This window comes from Gilliamella sp. A7 (genome assembly GCF_002142015.1).
Classification (GTDB): Bacteria; Pseudomonadota; Gammaproteobacteria; order Enterobacterales; family Orbaceae; genus Gilliamella; species Gilliamella apis_A.
In genome coordinates this window covers 1-20198 of the sequence record NZ_NASN01000024.1, presented here as the reverse complement: position 1 = coordinate 20198, position 20198 = coordinate 1, and the positions used below count along the sequence as shown (strand labels likewise).

Here is a 20198-nt window from a genome sequence, read left to right as displayed (position 1 = left end):
TAGGTAACAAATAATGGCAACTAACACATTTAAAACGTTATATAAATTATTAGGTGGGAGTGATATAGAAATAGATGATTTTCCGCTTAATCATTTGATAATTGATAGTCGAAAAGTAAATAAAGATGATGTTTTTATTGCTATTAAAGGGTATACCGTTAATGGTCGGGATTTTATTCCGCAAGCTATCTCATCTGGTGCTGCTGTAGTTCTAATTGAAACAAATAGAAAATCAAATGATTTGAAAATTGATTACCTTAAACAAAAAAATAAGAAAACTATTCCACAAATAAGTATATTTCAGCTTTCTCAAAAATTATCAAAAATTGCAAACGATTTTTATTTTTCACCATCTAAAAATTTATCGGTTATTGGTGTAACTGGAACTAATGGTAAAACAACGGTAACTCAGCTTATCGCACAGTGTGTAACTTTATTAAATCAGAAAGCTGCGTTATTGGGTACGATAGGTAATGGTATTTATAATCAACTTGAACCTTCATTAAATACGACTTTATCGGCTATTGAAGTTCAATCAGCTTTAGCAGAATTTGTCATACAACATGTTCAAGTTGTTGCCATGGAAATTTCGTCCCATGGTTTAGCGATGAATCGAGTAAAAGCACTAAATTGTGCTGCAACCGTGTTTACTAATTTAAGCCGTGATCATCTTGATTATCATAAAACCATGAATAAATATGCTAAAGCAAAATGGTCATTATTCAGCGGCGATGAACACGAAAAGCAAGTTGCTAGTTCAGGTAAATCAATTATTAATTATGATGATGAATACGGACGGCGTTGGATAGATAAATTATCAAGCGTTACGGTTGTGTCATGTCAGCCTAAATCATTGCGCCGTTTAAAAACATTGGATAAAACCTATGTTGGTGTATCAATGATTGAATATCATGATAAAGGGGCCAAAATTCATATGGAATCGAGTTGGGGTAATGCTATCATTCACAGCCGATTATTAGGTGAATTCAATGTATCAAATGTATTGTTAGCAATCGCAACCTTGTTGACACTTGATTATCCATTTTATGCTGTTGTTAATATGGCATCATATCTTAAGCCGATATGTGGTCGTATGGAAGTAATTCATGTAAATAATAGTCCAACAGTGATTATTGATTATGCACATACCCCAGATGCATTGCAAAAAGCATTACAAGCAAGTCGTATTCATTGCAAAGGTCAATTATGGGTGGTTTTTGGTTGTGGTGGTGATAGAGATACAGGAAAAAGACCTTTAATGGCTGAAGTTGCTGAACAATTTGCCGATAAAATCGTATTAACAAATGATAATCCACGTACTGAAGATGAAATTAAAATTATTCATGATATAGAACAAGGTTTAACCAATATTAAAAATACACAAGTTATTACTGATAGAGTTACAGCTATTAGAGAAACGGTTGTTCAAGCTAAACCTGATGATGTGATCTTAATCGCTGGAAAAGGACATGAAGATTACCAAATTATTGGTAAAACTAAGCATCATTATTCAGATCAAGAAACGGTAAAACAGATTTTAGGAGTAGAGAATTTATCATGATTCCTTTAGTTATTAAACAAATTGCAACAATCGTCAATGGTACATCTTATCATATTCCAGATGAAGAATTGACTATTAAGGAAATTTGTACTGACTCACGTAAAATTGCTGATCAATCACTATTTATTGCATTGGTTGGTGAAAAATTTGATGGTCATTTATTTGCTAAACAGGCTATTGAAGATGGTGCTATTGCGGTAATTGTAAATCATAAAATCGATAATGATATTCCTCAAATAGTGGTCAATGATACTTATATAGCATTAGGTCAAATAGCTAAATTTGTAAGAGATCAAAGTTCAGCAAAATTTGTTGCGTTGACTGGTTCATCGGGCAAAACCTCAGTCAAAGAAATGACTGCCAATATTTTACAACAATGTGGTGAGACTCTTTATACTCAAGGTAATTTTAATAATGATATAGGTGTGCCATTAACATTACTACGATTAAAGACGCAAGATCAATTTGCAGTTGTTGAGTTAGGTGCTAATCATATAGGTGAAATAGCTTATACTACACACTTAGTTAAACCAAACAGTGCCCTAATTAATAATATAGCTTTGGCACATATTGAGGGCTTTGGTTCTCTTGATGGGGTAGCAACAGCTAAAGGTGAAATTTTTGAAGGATTAGCTGATAACGGAATTGCAATTATTAATTTGGATAGTTGTTCTGATAAATGGTTAGCTATGCTCAAAAATAAAACTGTCTGGACCTTTTCGATACATAATTCTGCTGCTGATTTTTATGCTAGTAATATTGAAATTATGGAACAGACTAATTTCACATTGCATACACCAATTGGAGATAGTGAAATTACTTTACCATTAGTTGGTGAGCATAATATATCAAATGCCATAGCTTCATCAGCTTTGGCAATATCAGTAGGAGCAACGCTAACACAAGTTAAAAAAGGTTTAGCTGCTTCAAAATCAGTAAAAGGGCGGTTGTATCCTGTTAGGTTAAATCAAACGCAATTAATTTGGGATGATTGTTATAATGCTAACGTTGGCTCAATGTCAGCTGCTATTCATGTTTTAGCAACACAGCCCGGATATAAAGTATTAGTCGTTGGTGATATGGCTGAATTAGGTAACGATGCAAACATTTATCATCAACAAATTGGCGAATTAGCTAAACAACAAAACATTGATTGTGTTGTTAGTGTCGGTCAGCTAAGTGAATTAATCAGTCAATTTAGTGGTGTTGGCCATCATTTTATTGATAAACAAAGTGCTGTAGATTATTTATTAAACTTACTACGTCTACATCCAACTTTAACTATGTTAGTCAAAGGGTCACGTAGTGCAAAAATGGAAGATCTTATCGTGGAAATTCAAACAAAAATAGGTCAGGATTAAAATTATGTTGGTGTGGATATCAGAATATTTGGTTAAATATTTTACTTTTTTTAATGTTATTTCTTATCTTACAGTAAGGGCTATTTTAGCGCTATTAACTTCATTGACCATTTCGCTAATTATGGGGCAAAAAGTAATTGATTGGTTACAAAAATTGCAGATTGGTCAAGTTATTCGTCATGATGGTCCAGAATCTCATTTGAGTAAAAAAGGAACACCAACAATGGGGGGAACGCTCATATTAGCCTCCATTTCAATTTCAGTTTTTCTATGGGCTGATCTACGTAATCCTTATGTTTGGGTAACATTATTTGTGTTACTCGGTTATGGGGTTATTGGTTTTGCAGATGATTATTTGAAAGTTATACGCAAAAATACAGCGGGACTCATTGCTAGATGGAAATATTTTTGGCAGTCTGTTATTGCATTAATTGTTGCTTTTGGTCTTTATGTTTATGGAAAAGATGGTTCTGTTACAGTACTAGTTGTCCCGTTCTTTAAAGATGTTATGCCACAATTAGGATTGTGGTTTATTTTACTGACTTATGTTGTCATTGTCGGTGCTGGTAATGCAGTAAATTTAACTGATGGTCTTGATGGATTGGCCATTATGCCAACAGTTTTTGTTGCTGCCGGGTTCGCACTTGTTTCTTGGGCAACTGGTAATGTTAATTTTGCTGCCTATTTACATATTCCATATATTAAATTTAGTGGCGAATTAATGATTGTTTGTACCGCAATTATTGGTGCTGGCCTTGGTTTTTTATGGTTTAACACTTATCCTGCAATGGTATTTATGGGTGATGTTGGTTCATTAGCATTAGGTGGCGTGTTTGGTATTATTTCTGTGTTACTCAGACAAGAGTTCTTATTGTTAGTTATGGGCGGAATTTTTGTCATTGAAACCTTATCTGTGATTTTACAAGTAGGATCTTTTAAATTAAGAGGTAAACGCATTTTTCGTATGGCACCAATTCATCATCATTATGAATTAAAAGGTTGGCCTGAACCAAGAGTGATTGTTCGGTTTTGGATTATTTCATTGATGCTAGTGGTAATTGGTTTATTAACTTTGAAATTACGCTAAATAATATTAGAGCAGGATTGAATCATGGTTGATTATCAAGGTAAAAAAATTGTTATTATCGGTTTAGGTATTACAGGGTTATCCTGCGTTGACTATTTTCTTGCTCAAAATGTTATACCGAAAGTAATCGATACTCGTTCATCTCCATCTGGATTAGAGCAATTAGATAAACGTGTTAGGTATCATTTAGGAAATTTAAATACAGACTGGTTATTTGAGGCTGACTTGATTATTGCCAGTCCTGGTATTGCTCTATCAACTCCTGAATTACAAAAAGCAGCTGAACTTGGTATTGAGATTATTGGCGATGTTGAACTTTTTTGCCGTGAAGTTAATCAACAAACAAATAAAAAAGTTATTGCGATTACTGGGGCAAATGGTAAAACGACTGTCACTACTTTAGTTGGTGATATTGTAAGTGCTGCTGGTGTAAAAGTTGGTGTGGGTGGTAATATTGGTGAACCAGCTTTATCATTATTGCAACAAGATTGTGATGTTTATGTCCTCGAACTATCAAGTTTTCAGCTAGAGACAACATCAAGTTTACAAGCTTCAGTGGCAACGATTTTGAATATTTCTGAAGACCATATGGATCGCTATCCACTAGGATTGATGCAATATACTGAAGCGAAACAACGAATTTACCATAATGCAAAATGTTGTGTTATTAACTATGATGATAAATTGACTAAACCGTCTGATAAAAAACATAATTGTGTATCATTCGGATTAAAAACGGGAGATTATCATTTAGATGAGAAGTATGAATATCTAATTGCCCAAAAACAACCTGTTTTATCAACTAAATCAATGAAATTAATTGGCTGTCATAACTATTTGAATGCATTGGCAGCCTTAGCTATCGCTGATAATTTACAGATCCCACGAAATTCAAGTTTACAAACGATTTCTAATTTTCAAGGTTTACCTCACCGTTTTGAATTAGTCTTTGATAGCAATAATGTAAAATGGATTAATGATTCTAAAGCAACTAATGTAGGTAGCACTGAAGCAGCATTAAAAAGTGTTATATGTAATGGAAAACTATTTTTATTGTTAGGTGGCGATGGCAAATCAGCAGACTTTACTCCTTTGATTCCTTATTTAAAAAGCAGAAATATTGAAATTTTCTGTTTTGGTCGAGATCGAGGTTTGCTAGCTAGTTTAGCGCCGGAAATCACAACTGTTACGTTAACTATGTCTGAAGCAATTCAATGTATAGCGAAAAAAGTAGTCGCAAATGATGTTGTATTACTTTCACCTGCTTGTGCAAGTTTAGACCAATTTAAAAACTATATTGAACGCGGAAATTTATTTTCACAACTTGCTAAACAGTACGGTTCAAGGAGTGATGAATGACATTATTTTTGATAAAAAAACAAGTTAATCCCAATATTCCATTTGATAACCAATTGCTTTGGACTGTGATTGGTTTAATGGTATTTGGCTTAACTATGGTGACATCTTCATCAATGGCGTTTAATGAAAGTGATCCTTTTTTCTATACGCAACGAGAGTTAATTCAAATTGGAATGTCGCTTTTTCTAATGTGTATCACCTTATATATTCCAATGCAACGTTGGCAACAATTTGGGTCAGTTTTATTAATCCTTTCAATTATTATGTTGATAGCGGTTTTAATCGTTGGTTCTTCAATTAACGGCGCGTCTCGTTGGATCCCATTAGGTGTTTTTAATTTTCAGCCAGCTGAACTTTCTAAATTATCGTTATTTTTATTTTTAGCTGGTTATTTAGCCCGTAAGTCAGAGGAAGTTCAAAGCGGCTTTTGGGGCTTTTTTAAACCTATGGTGGTTATGGCAGTTTTGTCTATTTTGTTACTTTTACAACCTGACTTAGGTACTGTAATTGTATTATTTATGGTAACAATAGGCATCTTGTTTATTGCCGGCGCTCAATTATGGCAATTTATTGCGATTTTACTAACTGGGGTTAGTGCTGTAGTTTGCCTTATTTTATATGAATCTTATCGTTTAACACGTTTGATGACCTTCCTTGACCCATGGCAAGATGCAACTGGCGCTGGTTATCAGCTAGTTGCTTCATTAATGGCAATAGGTAATGGTGGTATTACTGGACAAGGAATTGGTAATTCTATTTTTAAATTACGCTATTTACCTGAATGTCATACCGATTTTATTTTCTCAATTATTTCAGAAGAGTATGGATATATTGGTGTTGTCGCTTTGTTGTTATTACTCTTCTTTTTAACCTTCAAAGCATTAGCAATAGGTTATCGAGCTTTGAATGAAGGTTCTCAATTTTCAGGCTATTTGGCGTGTGAAATTGGTATTTGGTTTGGATTTCAAACTTTTGTTAATGTGGGTGTCACATCTGGTATGTTACCGACAAAAGGTTTAACCTTACCATTTATTAGTTATGGAGGCTCAAGCCTTATTGTAATGAGTATTGCTGTTGCAATATTACTAAGAATAGATTTTGAGTTTAGACAACAACAAACTCAAGCAAGAATAAGGTTAATAAAATAATGAAAAAACTATTAGTTATGGCTGGTGGAACTGGAGGCCATGTATTCCCAGGTATTGCTGTTGCCCATCATTTAATGAAGCAAGGTTGGCAAGTTAGATGGCTAGGTACTGCAGATCGTATGGAAGCACATTTAGTGCCAGAAAATGGCATTGAAATTGATTTTATCCAAATATCAGGCTTGCGAGGAAAAGGGAAAATGGCGTTATTAAAAGCGCCTTACAAAATATTAAAAGCGGTTTTACAAGCAAGGAAAATCTTAAAAAATTATCGTCCTGATGTTGTTTTAGGAATGGGTGGATATGTTTCTGGACCAGGAGGAATTGCGGCTAAATCTTTAGGTATTCCAGTTGTATTACATGAACAAAATGGCATAGCAGGTTTAACTAACAAATCTATAGCTAAAATTGCGACCAGAGTTTTACAAGCTTTTCCAACAGCATTTCCTAATGCTGAAGTCGTTGGAAATCCTGTTCGTAATGATTTATTAACAATTGAAGAACCTGCGGAAAGATTTAAAGGTCGACAAGGTCCAATTAGAGTATTGATTATGGGGGGAAGTCAGGGTGCCAAGGTCATTAATGATATTGTTCCTCAAGTAATCACAAAATTGTCTGATAAGTATGTAGTTTGGCATCAAACAGGCAAAGGTATGTTAGATGATGTACTTAAATCATATCAACATTGTGATATGACAAATAATCGTGTGACTGAATTTATAACAGATGTAAAAGAAGCTTATGATTGGGCTGATATCGTAATTTGCCGTAGTGGAGCATTAACCGTAAGTGAAATTGAAGTTGTTGGTATTGGAGCTATTTTTGTACCATTTATGCATAAAGATCGCCAGCAATTTTGGAATGCTAAATCTTTAGCTGATATTGGTGCGGCAAAGATTATTGAACAACCAGATTTTAATGTAGATTCACTATTTCAGTTACTGGCAAATTTGAGTCGTGAAGAGTTAATTGAAATGGCTATTAAAGCAAAAAGTTTGTCAATTATAAATTCGACGGAAAGAGTAGCCGAAACGCTTATTTCGGTGGTAAAATAGTGAATTTTATATATAATTTTAAGTAATGTCTTGTGTATTTTAAGATTTAATTTAAATTTATTTAATAAATTTTTAAATATCAAGCAATAAATTCTCAAAAAGAAATAACTAACTATTTAGGGGTTTAAGTGTGAATACGAAGGAATTAGCTGAATTAAGAGCAATCATTCCAGAAATGAAACGAGTCAAACATATCCATTTTGTTGGTATTGGTGGCGCGGGCATGGGAGGGATTGCTGAAGTTTTAGCTAATGAAGGATATCAAATTAGCGGTTCAGATATTGTGGAAAATCCTGTAACTCAGCATTTAGAAACACTAGGCGCTAAAATTGTCATTGGTCATGCTGCTGAAAATGTCTTGAGTGCTAGTGTTGTGGTTATCTCTTCGGCGATTTCTCAAGATAATATAGAGGTTATTGCAGCTAGAGAGGCTCGAATACCTGTGATTCAAAGAGCTGAAATGTTAGCTGAGTTAATGCGTTTCCGATATGGTATTGCTATCGCTGGTACCCATGGTAAAACAACCACTACAGCGATGGTTACTTCTATATATGCTGAAGCTAAACTTGATCCAACTTTTGTTAATGGCGGATTAGTAAAAGCTGCAGGAACACATGCTAGATTAGGTAGTAGCCGTTATTTTATTGCTGAAGCGGATGAAAGTGATGCTTCTTTTTTACATTTACAACCTATGGTCTCTATAGTCACTAATATTGAACCAGACCATATGGATACTTATCAAGGAAGTGTGGAAAATCTCAAGCAAACCTTTATCTCTTTTTTACGCAATCTTCCTTTTTATGGTTTAGCTGTTATGTGTTATGACGATGCGATTAATCGCGAATTATTACCGGTTGTTGGTCGTAAAATTATCACCTATGGTTTTAGCGAAGAAGCAGATGTTGTGATTAAAAATTATCGTCAAGAAAGAGGGGTTAGCTATTATACAGTTTGCCGTCCAGATAGAGATGATTTACAAATTGAATTAAATGCGCCAGGTAAACATAATGCTTTAAATTCAGCTGCGGCGATTATTGCGGCAACTGAGGATGGTATTGATGATGATTCAATTATACGTGCGCTAGCTAAATTTGCTGGTACGAGTCGACGTTTTGATCTATTAGGTATTTTTCCTTACGGAAATGATAAAGATATAATGATGGTTGATGATTATGGTCATCACCCTAGTGAAGTTAATGCAACAATTCAAGCGGCTAGAAACGGTTGGCCAGATCGGCGCTTAGTTATGTTATTTCAACCGCATAGATATACGCGAACTCGGGATTTATTTGATGATTTTGCTCAGGTACTTTCCCAAGTTGATGCATTAGTCATGTTAGATGTTTATTCTGCTGGAGAACAACCTATTGCAGGAGCAGATAGTCGTTCACTTTGTCGTACAATTCGTAATCGAGGAAAAGTGGATCCAATTTATGTTTCAGATTTAGATCTTGTACCGGAAATTATGAAAGAAATATTACAAGGTGGAGATTTATTATTAACACAAGGTGCTGGTAGTGTTGGTCGGATAGCCCGTCAATTAGCTAGTAGCCAATTATTTTCAAAAGGGGTTTTATAATAATGGTTGATAAAGTTGCTGTATTGTATGGTGGAACCTCTGCTGAACGTGAAGTATCACTAAAATCAGGACAAGCTGTTCTAGCAGGATTAAAAGAAAATGGTATTGATGCCCAGCTGGTTGATACAAAAGAGTATTGTATAACTAATTTAAAACAAGATGGCTTTTCAAAAGCGTTTGTTATTTTGCATGGTCGAGGTGGTGAAGATGGTATTACCCAAGCTATTTTAACTTATCAAAATATTCCTTATACCGGAAGCGATGTTTTATCATCAGCATTAACTATGGATAAGTTAAAAACCAAATTAGTTTGGAAATCACTTGGTTTACCTGTTGCTGATTATGTAATGGTTGATAAATCACAATCAATTGAAATTGATAATATTGTTAAACAACTTGGCTTACCATTATTTGTTAAACCTAGTCATGAAGGTTCAAGTGTCGGTATGTCAAGAGTTAACCAAGCAGATGAATTAAAAGCAGCTATTGATGTTGCATTTAAATATGATAATACCGTAATGATCGAATCATTTTTAGCTGGTCCAGAGTTTACTGTAGCTATTGTAGGTGAAGAGGTTTTACCTGCAATTTACATTAAACCCGCTACCAATTTTTATGATTATGATGCAAAGTATTTATCAAATAAAACCCAATATTTTTGTCCAAGTGGATTAAGTGATACTAAAGAACAAGAAATTCGTAAATTGGCACTAGATGCTTATAAAGCAGTCGGATGTAGAGGTTGGGGACGAGTTGATATTATGTTTGATGAAAATGAAAAACCATATTTACTTGAAGTAAATACTGCCCCAGGTATGACAGATCACAGCTTGGTACCAATGGCAGCAAAAGAATATGGTTGGTCATTTAGTGAATTGGTTAAACGTATTTTACAATTAGCAACCATTTAAATGGTTTTATTTTATGAGAAAAGTTCGACAAGCAGCACATAAAAATGAAAATCAGAGTAGAAGAAAGTTGCTTGTTTTCCGCAATGTAGAACAAATGGTCGGCTTTTTGTTCTTAATTGTAATAGTTGTTGTTTGTGGATGGGTGGTCAATTGTATTAAAGACTGGATGGAAGATCCTGATCAAATGGTATTATCGCAATTGACCTTAAGTGGTGAGTATACTTATACGACAGAGAATGATCTTAGACAAGCAATTCTAGGATTAGGTTTACCAAATACTTATCTTAGACAAGATGTTGATGATATTCAGCAAGAAATAATGCGATACCCTTGGATAAAACAAGCGAGTGTCCGTAAACAGTGGCCCGACAGGTTAATTGTATACATTGAAGAATATAAACCTGCGTTTTACTGGAATGATTTATATTTACTTGATAAAAATGGCAGTACTTTTAGTGTGCCATTAGATCGTTTGAAAGATTTATCATTGCCTAGACTTTACAGTCCTGAAGGCAAAGCCAAATCAATGTTAGAAACTTATTTTAGATTAGAGGAGATCTCTAAAAAATCGGCTAACAATAAGTCTACTTTGACAATTCAGGCGGCAATATCTGATGGGCGTAATGCATGGCAACTAATGGTAAGACAATGTAAAGTTGATTTGTGTTCTGAAAATGAGGAAATAAAATTGATATTAGGTAGTGAAAAAATAGAACAACGTTATCAACAATTTATCAAATTATTTCCAGAAATTCAGTCAAGAATACCCGATGGTGAAAAAATAACGGCTGCTGATTTACGTTATGAAAATGGTATTTCAGTGCAACGAGAAAAAATATCTCAATAAGGAATAAACAAAGGCTGAAGTATGAAAGCAACAGAGAAAAAATTGGTTGTTGGACTTGAAGTTGGCACCTCGAAAGTTCTTGCCCTTGTCGGTGAAGTTCTTCCTGATGGTATTGTCAATATTATTGGTGTTGGCCATTGTCCATCAAAAGGCGTTGATAAAGGTGGTGTGAACGATCTTGAGTCAGTGATTAAATCAATTCAACGAGCCGTTGATCAAGCTGAATTAATGGCTGATTGCCAAATATCTTCTGTTTATTTAAGCCTGTCAGGTAAACATATCCGTTGTCAAAATGAAATTGGTATGGTGCCAATTGCAGATGAAGAAGTAACAGCAGAAGATGTTGAAAACGTTGTTCATACCGCTAAATCTGTGCGTATTTTAGATGAACACAGAATTTTACATGTTATTGCTCAAGAGTATTCTATAGATTTACAAGAAGGTATTAAAAACCCAATTGGATTATCTGGTGTAAGAATGAAAGCTAAAGTTCATTTAGTCACCTGCCATAATGATATGGCGAGAAATATAGTTAAAGCAGTAGAGCGCTGTGGATTAAAAGTTGATCAGCTTATTTTCTCCGGCTTGGCATCAAGTTATGCTGTATTAACTGATGATGAAAAAGAGTTGGGTGTGTGTGTCATAGATATTGGTGGCGGAACAATGGACGTCACAGTTTATACAGGTGGTGCATTACGTCATTCTGTGGTTATTCCTTATGCGGGTAATGTGGTTACTAGTGATATTGCTTACGCATTCGGTGCACCACCAATGGATGCAGAAAATATTAAAATTCGTTATGGCTGTGCTGTTGGTTCACTAGTAGGTAAAGATGAAGTTATTGATGTTCCAAGTGTAGGTGGGCGTCCGTCTCGTTCATTACAACGACAAACATTAGCTGATGTGATTGAACCTCGTTATTCAGAACTTTTATCACTAGTTCAAAAAGAGCTACTAGTATTACAGGACGAGCTCAAAAGACAAAATGTTAAATATCAATTGGCAGCAGGAATTGTTTTAACAGGCGGTGCTGCCCAAATAAAGGGTATGGTTGAATGTGCTGAAAAAGTATTTCAAAATCAAGTGCGTATTGGACAACCTTTAAATATTTCAGGATTAACTGATTATGTACAAAAACCATATTGTTCAACAACTGTAGGGTTATTGCATTATGGTAAACAAAGTTTATTACATGATGATGCTAAAGACGGCAATAAATCATCATTAAAAGGGATAGCTAAACGTTTGACCGGTTGGTTCAAAAAAGAATTTTAGCTAATATATTTAATAACTTCGTAGACATTGTAGCTGGTTATCTGTACAATGTTCTTAGATCGTAAATTTGGAGATAAGTTATGTTTGAGCCTATGGTTGCGGATGATGAGCCAGCAGCTGTCATTAAAGTTATTGGTGTCGGTGGCGGCGGCGGTAATGCTGTTGAGCATATGATTGCTGAACATATTGAAGGCGTTGAGTTTTTTGCAGCAAATACTGATGCACAAGCATTGAAAAGAATAAAAGTTGGTCAAACTATCCAAATCGGAAATAATGTTACCAAGGGACTTGGTGCTGGTGCTAATCCAGAGGTTGGCAGAAATTCAGCTGAAGAGGATCGTGATGTTATTCGTAGTGCGATTGAAGGTGCCGATATGGTCTTCATTGCAGCCGGCATGGGTGGCGGAACAGGTACTGGTGCTGCACCGGTTGTTGCTGAAATTGCAAAAGAATTAGGTATTTTAACCGTTGCTGTTGTTACAAAACCTTTTGGATTTGAAGGTAAAAAACGAATGGCTTTTGCTGAGCAAGGAATTGCTGAGTTAGCTAAACATGTAGATTCACTTATCACAATTCCAAATGATAAATTATTAAAAGTTTTAGGTCGTGGTGTTAAATTATTAGATGCTTTCGCAGCTGCAAATGGAGTATTAAAAGGTGCTGTGCAAGGTATTGCAGAACTAATTACTAAACCAGGTCACATCAACGTTGACTTTGCTGACGTTAGAACTGTAATGTCTGAAATGGGCTATGCAATGATGGGTTCTGGCCGTGCAACTGGTGATAATCGAGCAGAAGAAGCTGCTGAAATGGCGATTTCAAGTCCTTTACTTGAGGATATTGATTTGTCAGGTGCTCGTGGTGTATTAGTTAATGTGACTGCTGGACTTGACCTTGGCCTTGAAGAATTCGAAACAGTAGGTAGTACCGTAAGGGCTTTTGCTTCCGATAATGCTACTGTTGTTGTTGGTACGACTTTTGATCCAGATATGTCTGATGAGATTAGAGTGACTGTGGTTGCAACAGGTATTGGTATGGATAAACGTCCAGAAGTAAAAATAACTAAGCCAGCTAATCATCACGCTTCATTGTTTGGTCAATCTGGCCATTTGCCTTTACAACAAGAAGAAGTATCAATATCTAAGGTTGTAAATGAACCTGATGCGTCCCCTCTAGAGGAACGTAAAATTTTAGATATTCCTGCGTTTATTCGTAAGCAGGCAAATTAGTATTGAACTTATTTGATTTATTATTGTCTAATAGCATAGAAACAAACCAAAAAAAGTAGGTGCGAAGTGAAACAAAGAACATTAAAAAAGACAATTCAAGCAACTGGTGTCGGTTTACATACTGGCAAAAAAGTTACTTTGACATTACGTCCTGCACCGGAAAACACGGGTGTTATTTATCGTCGTACAGACTTAAATCCGTATGTTGATTTCCCTGTGGATGCAAAATCAGTGCGAGATACTATGCTTTGTACCTGTTTGGTTAATGAAGATAATGTTCGTATTTCAACTGTTGAACATATTAATTCAGCATTAGCCGGACTTGGTATTGATAATATTATTATTGAAGTAAATGCTCCGGAAATTCCAATTATGGATGGTAGTGCAAGTCCATTTATCTATTTATTACTAGATGCTGGAATTGCTGAACAAAATGCATTGAAAAAGTTCTTACGAGTAAAAGAAACTGTTCGTGTTGAAAATGGTGATAAATGGGCCGAAGTGCGGCCATATAGTGGTTTCCGTTTGGATTTTACTATTGATTTTCGTCATCCAGCTATTGATAGTAGTTCGCAACGTTACCAGCTAGATTTTTCTTCTGAATCTTTTATTCGCCAAATTAGCCGTGCAAGAACTTTTGGCTTTATGCGAGATATCGAAGCTCTACAATCTAAAGGATTATGTTTAGGTGGTAGTTTAGATTGTGCGATTGTTGTTGACGATTATAAAGTTCTTAATGATGACGGTCTTCGTTTTGAAGACGAATTTGTACGCCATAAGATGCTTGATACTATTGGTGACTTATATATGAGTGGCCACAATATGATTGGTGAGGTCGTTTGCTATAAATCAGGTCATGCATTGAATAACCAACTATTGCAAGCTTTATTGGCGAAGCAAGATGCTTGGGAATATGTTACATTTACTGAAGAACAAAGTGTTCCTGTTGCTTTAGGTACTAGACAACTTGTTCTAGCATAAGTCCTTAAACGAAGAATAACTGCTTTATTAACGCTTCCGAATTGGAAGCGTTTTTTATTTTTATAATTATGAGATATTAACATGAATAATAGCCATTTCTTTGCTCATTTATCACGTTTGAAATTAATTAATCGCTGGCCTTTAATGCGTAATGTGAGAACAGAGAATGTATCTGAGCATAGTCTACAAGTTGCTTTTGTTGCACATGCTTTAGCAATCATTAAGAATAAAAGATTTAATGGCAATGTTAATCCTGAGCGAATCGCATTATTAGCGATGTACCATGATGCATCAGAAGTATTGACTGGTGACTTACCGACACCGACTAAATATTATAATCCGCAAATTACATCTGAATATAAAAAAATTGAAAAAATAGCTCAAAATAAACTTATTAATATGTTGCCTAAAGAGTTGCAAGAAGATTTTAGATCATTAATTGATGATGATTATTATGATGAGTCTGAAAAGAGTATCGTAAAACAAGCCGATGCTTTGTGTGCATACCTTAAAACCATCGAAGAGCTTAGTGCCGGCAATAATGAATTTAAGTTAGCTGAACAACGTCTGAAAAAAACATTATCTGAACGAAATAGCCCTGAAATGGGTTACTTTTTAGATATATTTGTGCCAAGTTTTAGTTTATCTTTAGATGAAATCACTATGGATAAATAGTTTTATTTATTTTGTTAATAACTAACTCATTAAACGATAAAATAAAAAATTAAAGTGCATCGTATCTATTTTTGATAAATATAACGTTTTACTGGGCGACCAATTGGTAAGTAAGTCAAATGACTTTCTATTTCACCCAGCTCTTCTAAGTAATCCAGATATTTCTTCACTGATATTCGAGACAGTGATATTAATTCAACAATATCACTCATTGAAAAATCTTGCTGATAATTAGCGATCACCTCTCGTACTGATTGTAATGTTTGTGAATCAATACCTTTGGGTAACCTAGTTGAGGGATTAACGTGTTTGGTAAAAATCCGATCATCTAATTGATCTTGATTTAGTATTTCCGATGATGATAACAACCTAACTCGTTCTTGGTAGGAGACTAAGGCTGTGCGAAATCGTTGAAAAGTAAATGGTTTAACAATGTAATCAATGACGCCTAAACGTAATGCTGTCTGAATGTCGTTGGTATTACATGCTGCAGTTACCATTATGATATCTATTTTTGGATAACTGATACGAATGTATTTTAGTAGTTCAAGTCCATTTAATTTTGGCATAAATACGTCAAGTAGCAACAGGTCAATATGGTTATCATGAAGAAAATGTAGTGCTTGTTCTCCATTATTAATAACTGACGCTAAATTGAAACCAGGTAACATCTGTAAATATTTTTTATTTAACTGAGCCACCATAGGATCATCTTCAACGATTAAAACTTCTATCATTTGTTTATTTATTCCTATATATCTCTTTTAGTGGTAATAGTACTTTAAAACAAGTCCCTTTTTTATTATTAAGATCACATAATTGTATATGTCCATCTAATTCGTCAATACTAGCTAATACTAAATAGAGTCCAAATCCACGGTTATCACCTTTAGTGGAATAGCCTTTTTGAAAAATGTATTGAATATCTTTTTCTGAAATACCCCCTCCATTGTCATTAATTTCTATTTCAAAATTAATGTTATCTATAACTAAACTTACTTTTATTTGTTTATCATCTAAAAACTGTACAGCATCCAATCCATTATCAATTAAATTACCAAGTATTGTGACTAAACTATGTATAACAGATGTGTCTGTTATTGGTGCTAAAATACCGTCAATATTAAACTCTAACGTAACATTTAATTCACGCGCTCGACTAAACTTACTATTTAAAAAACCGGCAATGATTGGATCTTTTATATTTTGACTAACTAGTTTAGATTCAGCTTGTTGATTGCCGATAATTTGCTCAAGGTAATCCATTAATTCTTGTTTATTATCATTGAAAGCTAAACCATAAATAACATGTAGTTTGTTATTGAATTCATGTGATTGTGAACGTAGGGCGTCGGCATATCGATTTACTCCGGTTAAATTTTCTGCTAATTTGCGAACCTCTGTCATATCTCTAAATGAGGCAATTGCTCCGACTAAAGCATCATTAACAAATAAAGGTGTTCGGTTGGTGAGTATTACCACTCCATTGATATTTTGTTCACAATCATATTCAGCATTACCACTCATCATCACTTCATGTAGACGAGTATTAGGAATGAAATTGTTAATAGGTAAACCAATAATATTCTCTTTGTTATTATCTATACGCAAAATTCTGATTGCTTCATCATTGATTTGGGTTATTAAACCATTTCTATTGATAACGACAATTCCTTCTTTTACAGTTCGAATAATCGCATTTCGTTCTGCAAATAATTGCGCCATTTGAATTGGTTCAAGGCCATATAGAATTTTCTTTATATTATGAGATAGTAAGTAGGCCAAAATAATGGCGATAGTTAACGAGGCGAATAAAGATAACCAAATCGGTTGGCTTGTTCTTGATGCTAAATGATTAATTTTCTGCAACGTTTGGCCAACCAAAACAGCACCAATTTGTTGATGTTTATCATTCATGATTGGTTTAAATGCTCGAACAGAATCTCCTAACGTACCCTTTGCGATTGAAGTATAGGACTCACCATTTAACGCTCGTTGTTCATCCCCTCCGACTATAGTTTGACCGATTTTACTTTTATCCGGATGTGAGTATCTAACACCTTGCATATTGAATATAACAATGAAATCAGTCTGAGTAAGTGTTCTAGCTTGTTCAGTAGTTGTCTGAATGGCGGTGATATTTTGTGAAGTAGGATTTTGTATTTCGTCAATGATATTTTGGGATGTTGAGATAATATTGGCAATATTTTCTACACGTTGTCGAGAATTAATAAGATATTCGTTATTGACGACATGAATGATATAAATATTTTGTGCAATAACTGATAGTATAAAAACCAAACAAATTAAGCTTATTAACTTAACTTTTAATGGTAATTTGTTAAATAGGTATCTCATTATTATCTAATATATGAAAAATAAACTTTTAACTATATTAACTGATTAACATGTAAAACCTACTGATAAATTTATTATTAGTAGGTTTTGGATTAATCTAATTTATGCTCAAGTTATCATTACAGTTTTGCAGCATTTTTGACACTTTCGGCAACAACTTTCGCTACATTGGGTTCGAAAGCGTTAGGTAATATGCAATCAACTGAAAGTTTTTCTGGTGTAATTATATTAGCTAATCCTTTGGCTGCAGCAAGTTGCATTGCTAATGTAATATTTTTTGCTCTAGCATCTAAGGCTCCTCTAAATATACCTGGGAATGCTAGCACATTATTGATTTGATTTGGATAATCACTACGGCCAGTTCCAACAATATAAGCACCTGCAGCTTTGGCTTCTTCAGGGAATATTTCTGGTGTTGGATTTGCCATAGCAAAAATAATCGATTTTTCGGCCATCGTTTTAACCCATTCAGCTTTTAATACTCCCGGTGCCGATACACCAATAAATACATCAGCACCTTTAACAGCATCTTCTAATGTACCTTTTTGTTTAGATTTATTGGTTCTTTTCGCCATTGCTAAATGATGTGGTGGTAACGAAGTGTCATCTTCAGATAATATCCCAATTTTATCGACAATTTTAAGAGCTGTGACGCCGGCTGCTAATAGCATATCGGCGATAGCTAAACCAGCAGCTCCTCCGCCATTAATCACAACTTTAGCTGATTCTATCGATTTACCAGCAACTTTTAAGGCATTATATAGCGCTGCTAATACTACAATTGCTGTTCCATGCTGATCATCATGGAACACTGGAATATCTAGAATTTCTTGTAATCTTTTTTCAATTTCAAAACATCTTGGAGCACTAATATCTTCAAGATTTATTCCACCAAATGAAGGAGCCAAAGCAGCAATATGTTTCACTAGCTCATCTGCATCTTGAGTATTAATTGATAGCGGTATTGCATCAACATTAGCAAATTGTTTGAATAAAATTGCTTTGCCTTCCATTACTGGAATAGCCGCTTCTGGTCCAATGTTTCCTAAACCTAATACAGCAGAACCATCAGTAATAACGGCAACTAAATTACGTTTACTCGTATATTCATAAACTGATTCAGGATTTTTAGCTATTTCAGTGCACACCGCAGCAACGCCAGGTGTATAAGCAACACTAAGATCTGCCATTGAATTAACCGGCACTTTCGAATGAGTTTCAAATTTACCGTGCATTTGTTTACTGATTGCTAACGCTTTTTCTTGTACTGTTGTCATAGTGCTTACCTTTTCAAATATTTAATCTATGTTTGGATATTTTGTGATACTAAGTCAATGTTTATCTCAAACGGTTTATCAATAGGTTAATTGATACTTTTTTGTATAAAATTACATATGCAAATAACGCATTAGTGCTGTGGTACTTATCACCATTAAAGCCCCGCCTAATCGTGTTGCAACTTGGGCAAAAGGCATTAAATTCATTCTATTAGCAGTTGAAAGTATCGCTACGTCACCAGTTCCCCCCATACCACTTTGGCAAGATGAAATAATGGATGCCTCAACAGGATACATTTTTAAGAAGAAGCTACAGACAAATCCAGTCATCGAAACGGTGAAAACAATAGCGATAATGGTAATAAAATATGGGATAGTTAATACTTTAACCACACTTTCTAAATCGATGTAAAGCAGACCTAAACCAGCCATTAATGGGAAGGTAAAATTACCGGAAATAAATTTGTACCATTGCTGGCTACCGCGTTCGACACTCGCTGGTAATAGACGGAAATATTTAACCGCAGCGGTTGCAATAATCATTAAAACCGGACCAGGAAAATGAGTTACTTTTTCTAAAATCATGCCGAAAATAAATAGCGTTGCTAAAATCATTACTGCACCACTCATTGCTCTAGCATCAAGCGGTGTTTTGTCATCTTTTAGCGCTTCAGATAAGCCATCAAACTCAATTTTTACTAACTGACCATGACCACTCAAGTGAGGTTTAACTTCACCAATTCGGCTCATAACGGCTGTAAAGGTAATTGCAAAAAAGTTACCAACTACTGTAGCAGGAATTAATGCACTAACGAAAGTATTATAATCTTGATTAAGGATGTTGCTATAAGCATTGGAGAGCTGTAAAACACCTTCACCGATTCCTCCCGCCATTACCGGTGATACAGTATAAAAGAAGGCGTGTTCCCAATCATCTCCAAAAGCGACTGCAACAGAGACTCCAACCAGTGCAGCTAGGCACATTCCTAATAACATAGGTATCATCATTCGAATAAAGCCTTGAACTAGAATGACTCGATGCATACCAAGAATACTACCGCACACTAAACTGGCGATATAAAAGAGTAAAAAGTTAGAATCCTTCATTAGCATTTTGGCTGCTGATAAGGTATTTTCATCAAAAACATGGTAGTAATTCAATAATGAAGGAACAATAAGTGATAATATTGCAGGGGCGCCAAATTTTTTGAAAAATGGAATATTCTGCCCGAGAGTTCCTAAAAACCAACCTAAAGGTAATATTACAGCAAAACCACCAATTAGGGTTTTAGGTAGCATATCTAATTGGGCAGCAATAATAACGATAATGGAACAAATTAGAAATAGGGGAAGGGGGAGTGAACCTATATACATTTTGTTTTCTTTTATATCTTGGAGCATGCTCATAACTAAACCTCTTTATGTTTTTTTATAGTACATATGCAGTATAGTTATGCAGTTAGAAATCAAAAGAATAAGAAAGTTATCTAACTAATTT

17 protein-coding genes are annotated in these 20198 nt (G+C 34.7%); 13 read left to right on the top strand and 4 right to left on the bottom strand.

Annotated features, from left to right (window positions below; genetic code table 11):
• Positions 1 to 13 precede the first annotated feature (13 nt).
• The 13 genes from murE to yfbR all read left to right on the top strand — a co-directional run bounded on the left by murE (position 14) and on the right by yfbR (position 15065).
• Positions 14 to 1561, top strand: a complete 1548-nt coding sequence (gene murE, locus B6D18_RS07480; RefSeq protein ID WP_086363879.1) for a UDP-N-acetylmuramoyl-L-alanyl-D-glutamate--2,6-diaminopimelate ligase — start codon at positions 14 to 16, stop codon at positions 1559 to 1561.
• A complete protein-coding gene (murF, locus tag B6D18_RS07475) occupies positions 1558 to 2922 on the top strand; it encodes a UDP-N-acetylmuramoyl-tripeptide--D-alanyl-D-alanine ligase (protein ID WP_086363878.1) in 1365 nt (454 codons plus the stop codon). The genes murE and murF overlap by 4 nt, the downstream gene beginning before the upstream one ends.
• Positions 2923 to 2926: 4 nt before the next feature.
• A complete protein-coding gene (mraY, locus tag B6D18_RS07470; protein WP_086363877.1) occupies positions 2927 to 4009 on the top strand; it encodes a phospho-N-acetylmuramoyl-pentapeptide-transferase in 1083 nt (360 codons plus the stop codon).
• Positions 4010 to 4033: 24 nt separating this feature from the next.
• Positions 4034 to 5368, top strand: a complete 1335-nt coding sequence (murD, locus tag B6D18_RS07465) for a UDP-N-acetylmuramoyl-L-alanine--D-glutamate ligase (RefSeq protein ID WP_086363876.1) — start codon at positions 4034 to 4036, stop codon at positions 5366 to 5368.
• The gene (gene ftsW, locus B6D18_RS07460) at positions 5365 to 6516 is read left to right on the top strand and encodes a cell division protein FtsW (RefSeq protein WP_086363875.1); all 1152 of its coding nucleotides are present in this window, start codon (positions 5365 to 5367) and stop codon (positions 6514 to 6516) included. The genes murD and ftsW overlap by 4 nt, the downstream gene beginning before the upstream one ends.
• On the top strand, positions 6516 to 7568 hold the full coding sequence (gene murG, locus B6D18_RS07455; protein ID WP_086363874.1) for an undecaprenyldiphospho-muramoylpentapeptide beta-N-acetylglucosaminyltransferase: 1053 nt from the start codon (positions 6516 to 6518) through the stop codon (positions 7566 to 7568). Before ftsW ends, murG begins: the two co-directional genes overlap by 1 nt.
• 130 nt (positions 7569 to 7698) lie before the next feature.
• A complete protein-coding gene (murC, locus tag B6D18_RS07450) occupies positions 7699 to 9147 on the top strand; it encodes a UDP-N-acetylmuramate--L-alanine ligase (RefSeq protein ID WP_086363873.1) in 1449 nt (482 codons plus the stop codon).
• A 2-nt stretch (positions 9148 to 9149) separates the two neighbouring features.
• Entirely contained in the window at positions 9150 to 10058 is a 909-nt protein-coding gene (locus tag B6D18_RS07445; protein WP_086363872.1) for a D-alanine--D-alanine ligase, read from the top strand.
• A 13-nt stretch (positions 10059 to 10071) separates the two neighbouring features.
• Positions 10072 to 10905, top strand: coding sequence for an FtsQ-type POTRA domain-containing protein (locus B6D18_RS07440; RefSeq protein ID WP_086363871.1), 834 nt, complete (start codon positions 10072 to 10074; stop codon positions 10903 to 10905).
• A 21-nt stretch (positions 10906 to 10926) separates the two neighbouring features.
• The gene (gene ftsA / locus B6D18_RS07435) at positions 10927 to 12180 is read left to right on the top strand and encodes a cell division protein FtsA (protein ID WP_086363870.1); all 1254 of its coding nucleotides are present in this window, start codon (positions 10927 to 10929) and stop codon (positions 12178 to 12180) included.
• Between the two features lie 80 nt (positions 12181 to 12260).
• Entirely contained in the window at positions 12261 to 13409 is a 1149-nt protein-coding gene (ftsZ, locus tag B6D18_RS07430) for a cell division protein FtsZ (RefSeq protein WP_086363869.1), read from the top strand.
• Positions 13410 to 13475: 66 nt separating this feature from the next.
• Positions 13476 to 14390: a UDP-3-O-acyl-N-acetylglucosamine deacetylase gene (gene lpxC / locus B6D18_RS07425; RefSeq protein ID WP_086363868.1), complete on the top strand. Its 915-nt coding sequence runs from the start codon at positions 13476 to 13478 to the stop codon at positions 14388 to 14390.
• A gap of 81 nt (positions 14391 to 14471) precedes the next feature.
• Positions 14472 to 15065, top strand: coding sequence for a 5'-deoxynucleotidase (yfbR, locus tag B6D18_RS07420; protein ID WP_086363867.1), 594 nt, complete (start codon positions 14472 to 14474; stop codon positions 15063 to 15065).
• A 65-nt stretch (positions 15066 to 15130) separates the two neighbouring features.
• Here the strand turns inward: yfbR and B6D18_RS07415 are convergent, their stop codons facing one another.
• The 4 genes from B6D18_RS07415 to B6D18_RS07400 form a co-directional block, all read right to left on the bottom strand.
• Positions 15131 to 15802, bottom strand: a complete 672-nt coding sequence (locus tag B6D18_RS07415) for a response regulator (RefSeq protein WP_086363866.1) — start codon at positions 15800 to 15802, stop codon at positions 15131 to 15133.
• 4 nt (positions 15803 to 15806) lie between these two features.
• Positions 15807 to 17423, bottom strand: a complete 1617-nt coding sequence (gene dcuS, locus B6D18_RS07410) for a DcuS/MalK family sensor histidine kinase (protein WP_086363865.1) — start codon at positions 17421 to 17423, stop codon at positions 15807 to 15809.
• Positions 17424 to 17542: 119 nt separating this feature from the next.
• Positions 17543 to 18700 carry an NADP-dependent malic enzyme gene (locus B6D18_RS07405; RefSeq protein WP_086363864.1) on the bottom strand — a complete coding sequence of 386 codons (1158 nt, stop codon included), beginning with the start codon at positions 18698 to 18700 and terminating at the stop codon, positions 17543 to 17545.
• A 111-nt stretch (positions 18701 to 18811) separates the two neighbouring features.
• The gene (locus tag B6D18_RS07400) at positions 18812 to 20107 is read right to left on the bottom strand and encodes a 2-hydroxycarboxylate transporter family protein (RefSeq protein ID WP_086363863.1); all 1296 of its coding nucleotides are present in this window, start codon (positions 20105 to 20107) and stop codon (positions 18812 to 18814) included.
• Positions 20108 to 20198: the final 91 nt, after the last annotated feature.

Bases quoted from the DNA above. Each gene is read 5' to 3' on its own strand.
- murE (WP_086363879.1), top strand. From the start codon at position 14: ATGGCAACTAACACATTTAAAACGTTATATAAATTATTAGGTGGGAGT.
- murF (WP_086363878.1), top strand. From the start codon at position 1,558: ATGATTCCTTTAGTTATTAAACAAATTGCAACAATCGTCAATGGTACA.
- mraY (WP_086363877.1), top strand. From the start codon at position 2,927: ATGTTGGTGTGGATATCAGAATATTTGGTTAAATATTTTACTTTTTTT.
- murD (WP_086363876.1), top strand. From the start codon at position 4,034: ATGGTTGATTATCAAGGTAAAAAAATTGTTATTATCGGTTTAGGTATT.
- ftsW (WP_086363875.1), top strand. From the start codon at position 5,365: ATGACATTATTTTTGATAAAAAAACAAGTTAATCCCAATATTCCATTT.
- murG (WP_086363874.1), top strand. From the start codon at position 6,516: ATGAAAAAACTATTAGTTATGGCTGGTGGAACTGGAGGCCATGTATTC.
- B6D18_RS07445 (WP_086363872.1), top strand. From the start codon at position 9,150: ATGGTTGATAAAGTTGCTGTATTGTATGGTGGAACCTCTGCTGAACGT.
- B6D18_RS07440 (WP_086363871.1), top strand. From the start codon at position 10,072: ATGAGAAAAGTTCGACAAGCAGCACATAAAAATGAAAATCAGAGTAGA.
- ftsA (WP_086363870.1), top strand. From the start codon at position 10,927: ATGAAAGCAACAGAGAAAAAATTGGTTGTTGGACTTGAAGTTGGCACC.
- ftsZ (WP_086363869.1), top strand. From the start codon at position 12,261: ATGTTTGAGCCTATGGTTGCGGATGATGAGCCAGCAGCTGTCATTAAA.
- yfbR (WP_086363867.1), top strand. From the start codon at position 14,472: ATGAATAATAGCCATTTCTTTGCTCATTTATCACGTTTGAAATTAATT.
- B6D18_RS07415 (WP_086363866.1), bottom strand. From the start codon at position 15,802: ATGATAGAAGTTTTAATCGTTGAAGATGATCCTATGGTGGCTCAGTTA.
- dcuS (WP_086363865.1), bottom strand. From the start codon at position 17,423: ATGAGATACCTATTTAACAAATTACCATTAAAAGTTAAGTTAATAAGC.
- B6D18_RS07405 (WP_086363864.1), bottom strand. From the start codon at position 18,700: ATGACAACAGTACAAGAAAAAGCGTTAGCAATCAGTAAACAAATGCAC.
- B6D18_RS07400 (WP_086363863.1), bottom strand. From the start codon at position 20,107: ATGAGCATGCTCCAAGATATAAAAGAAAACAAAATGTATATAGGTTCA.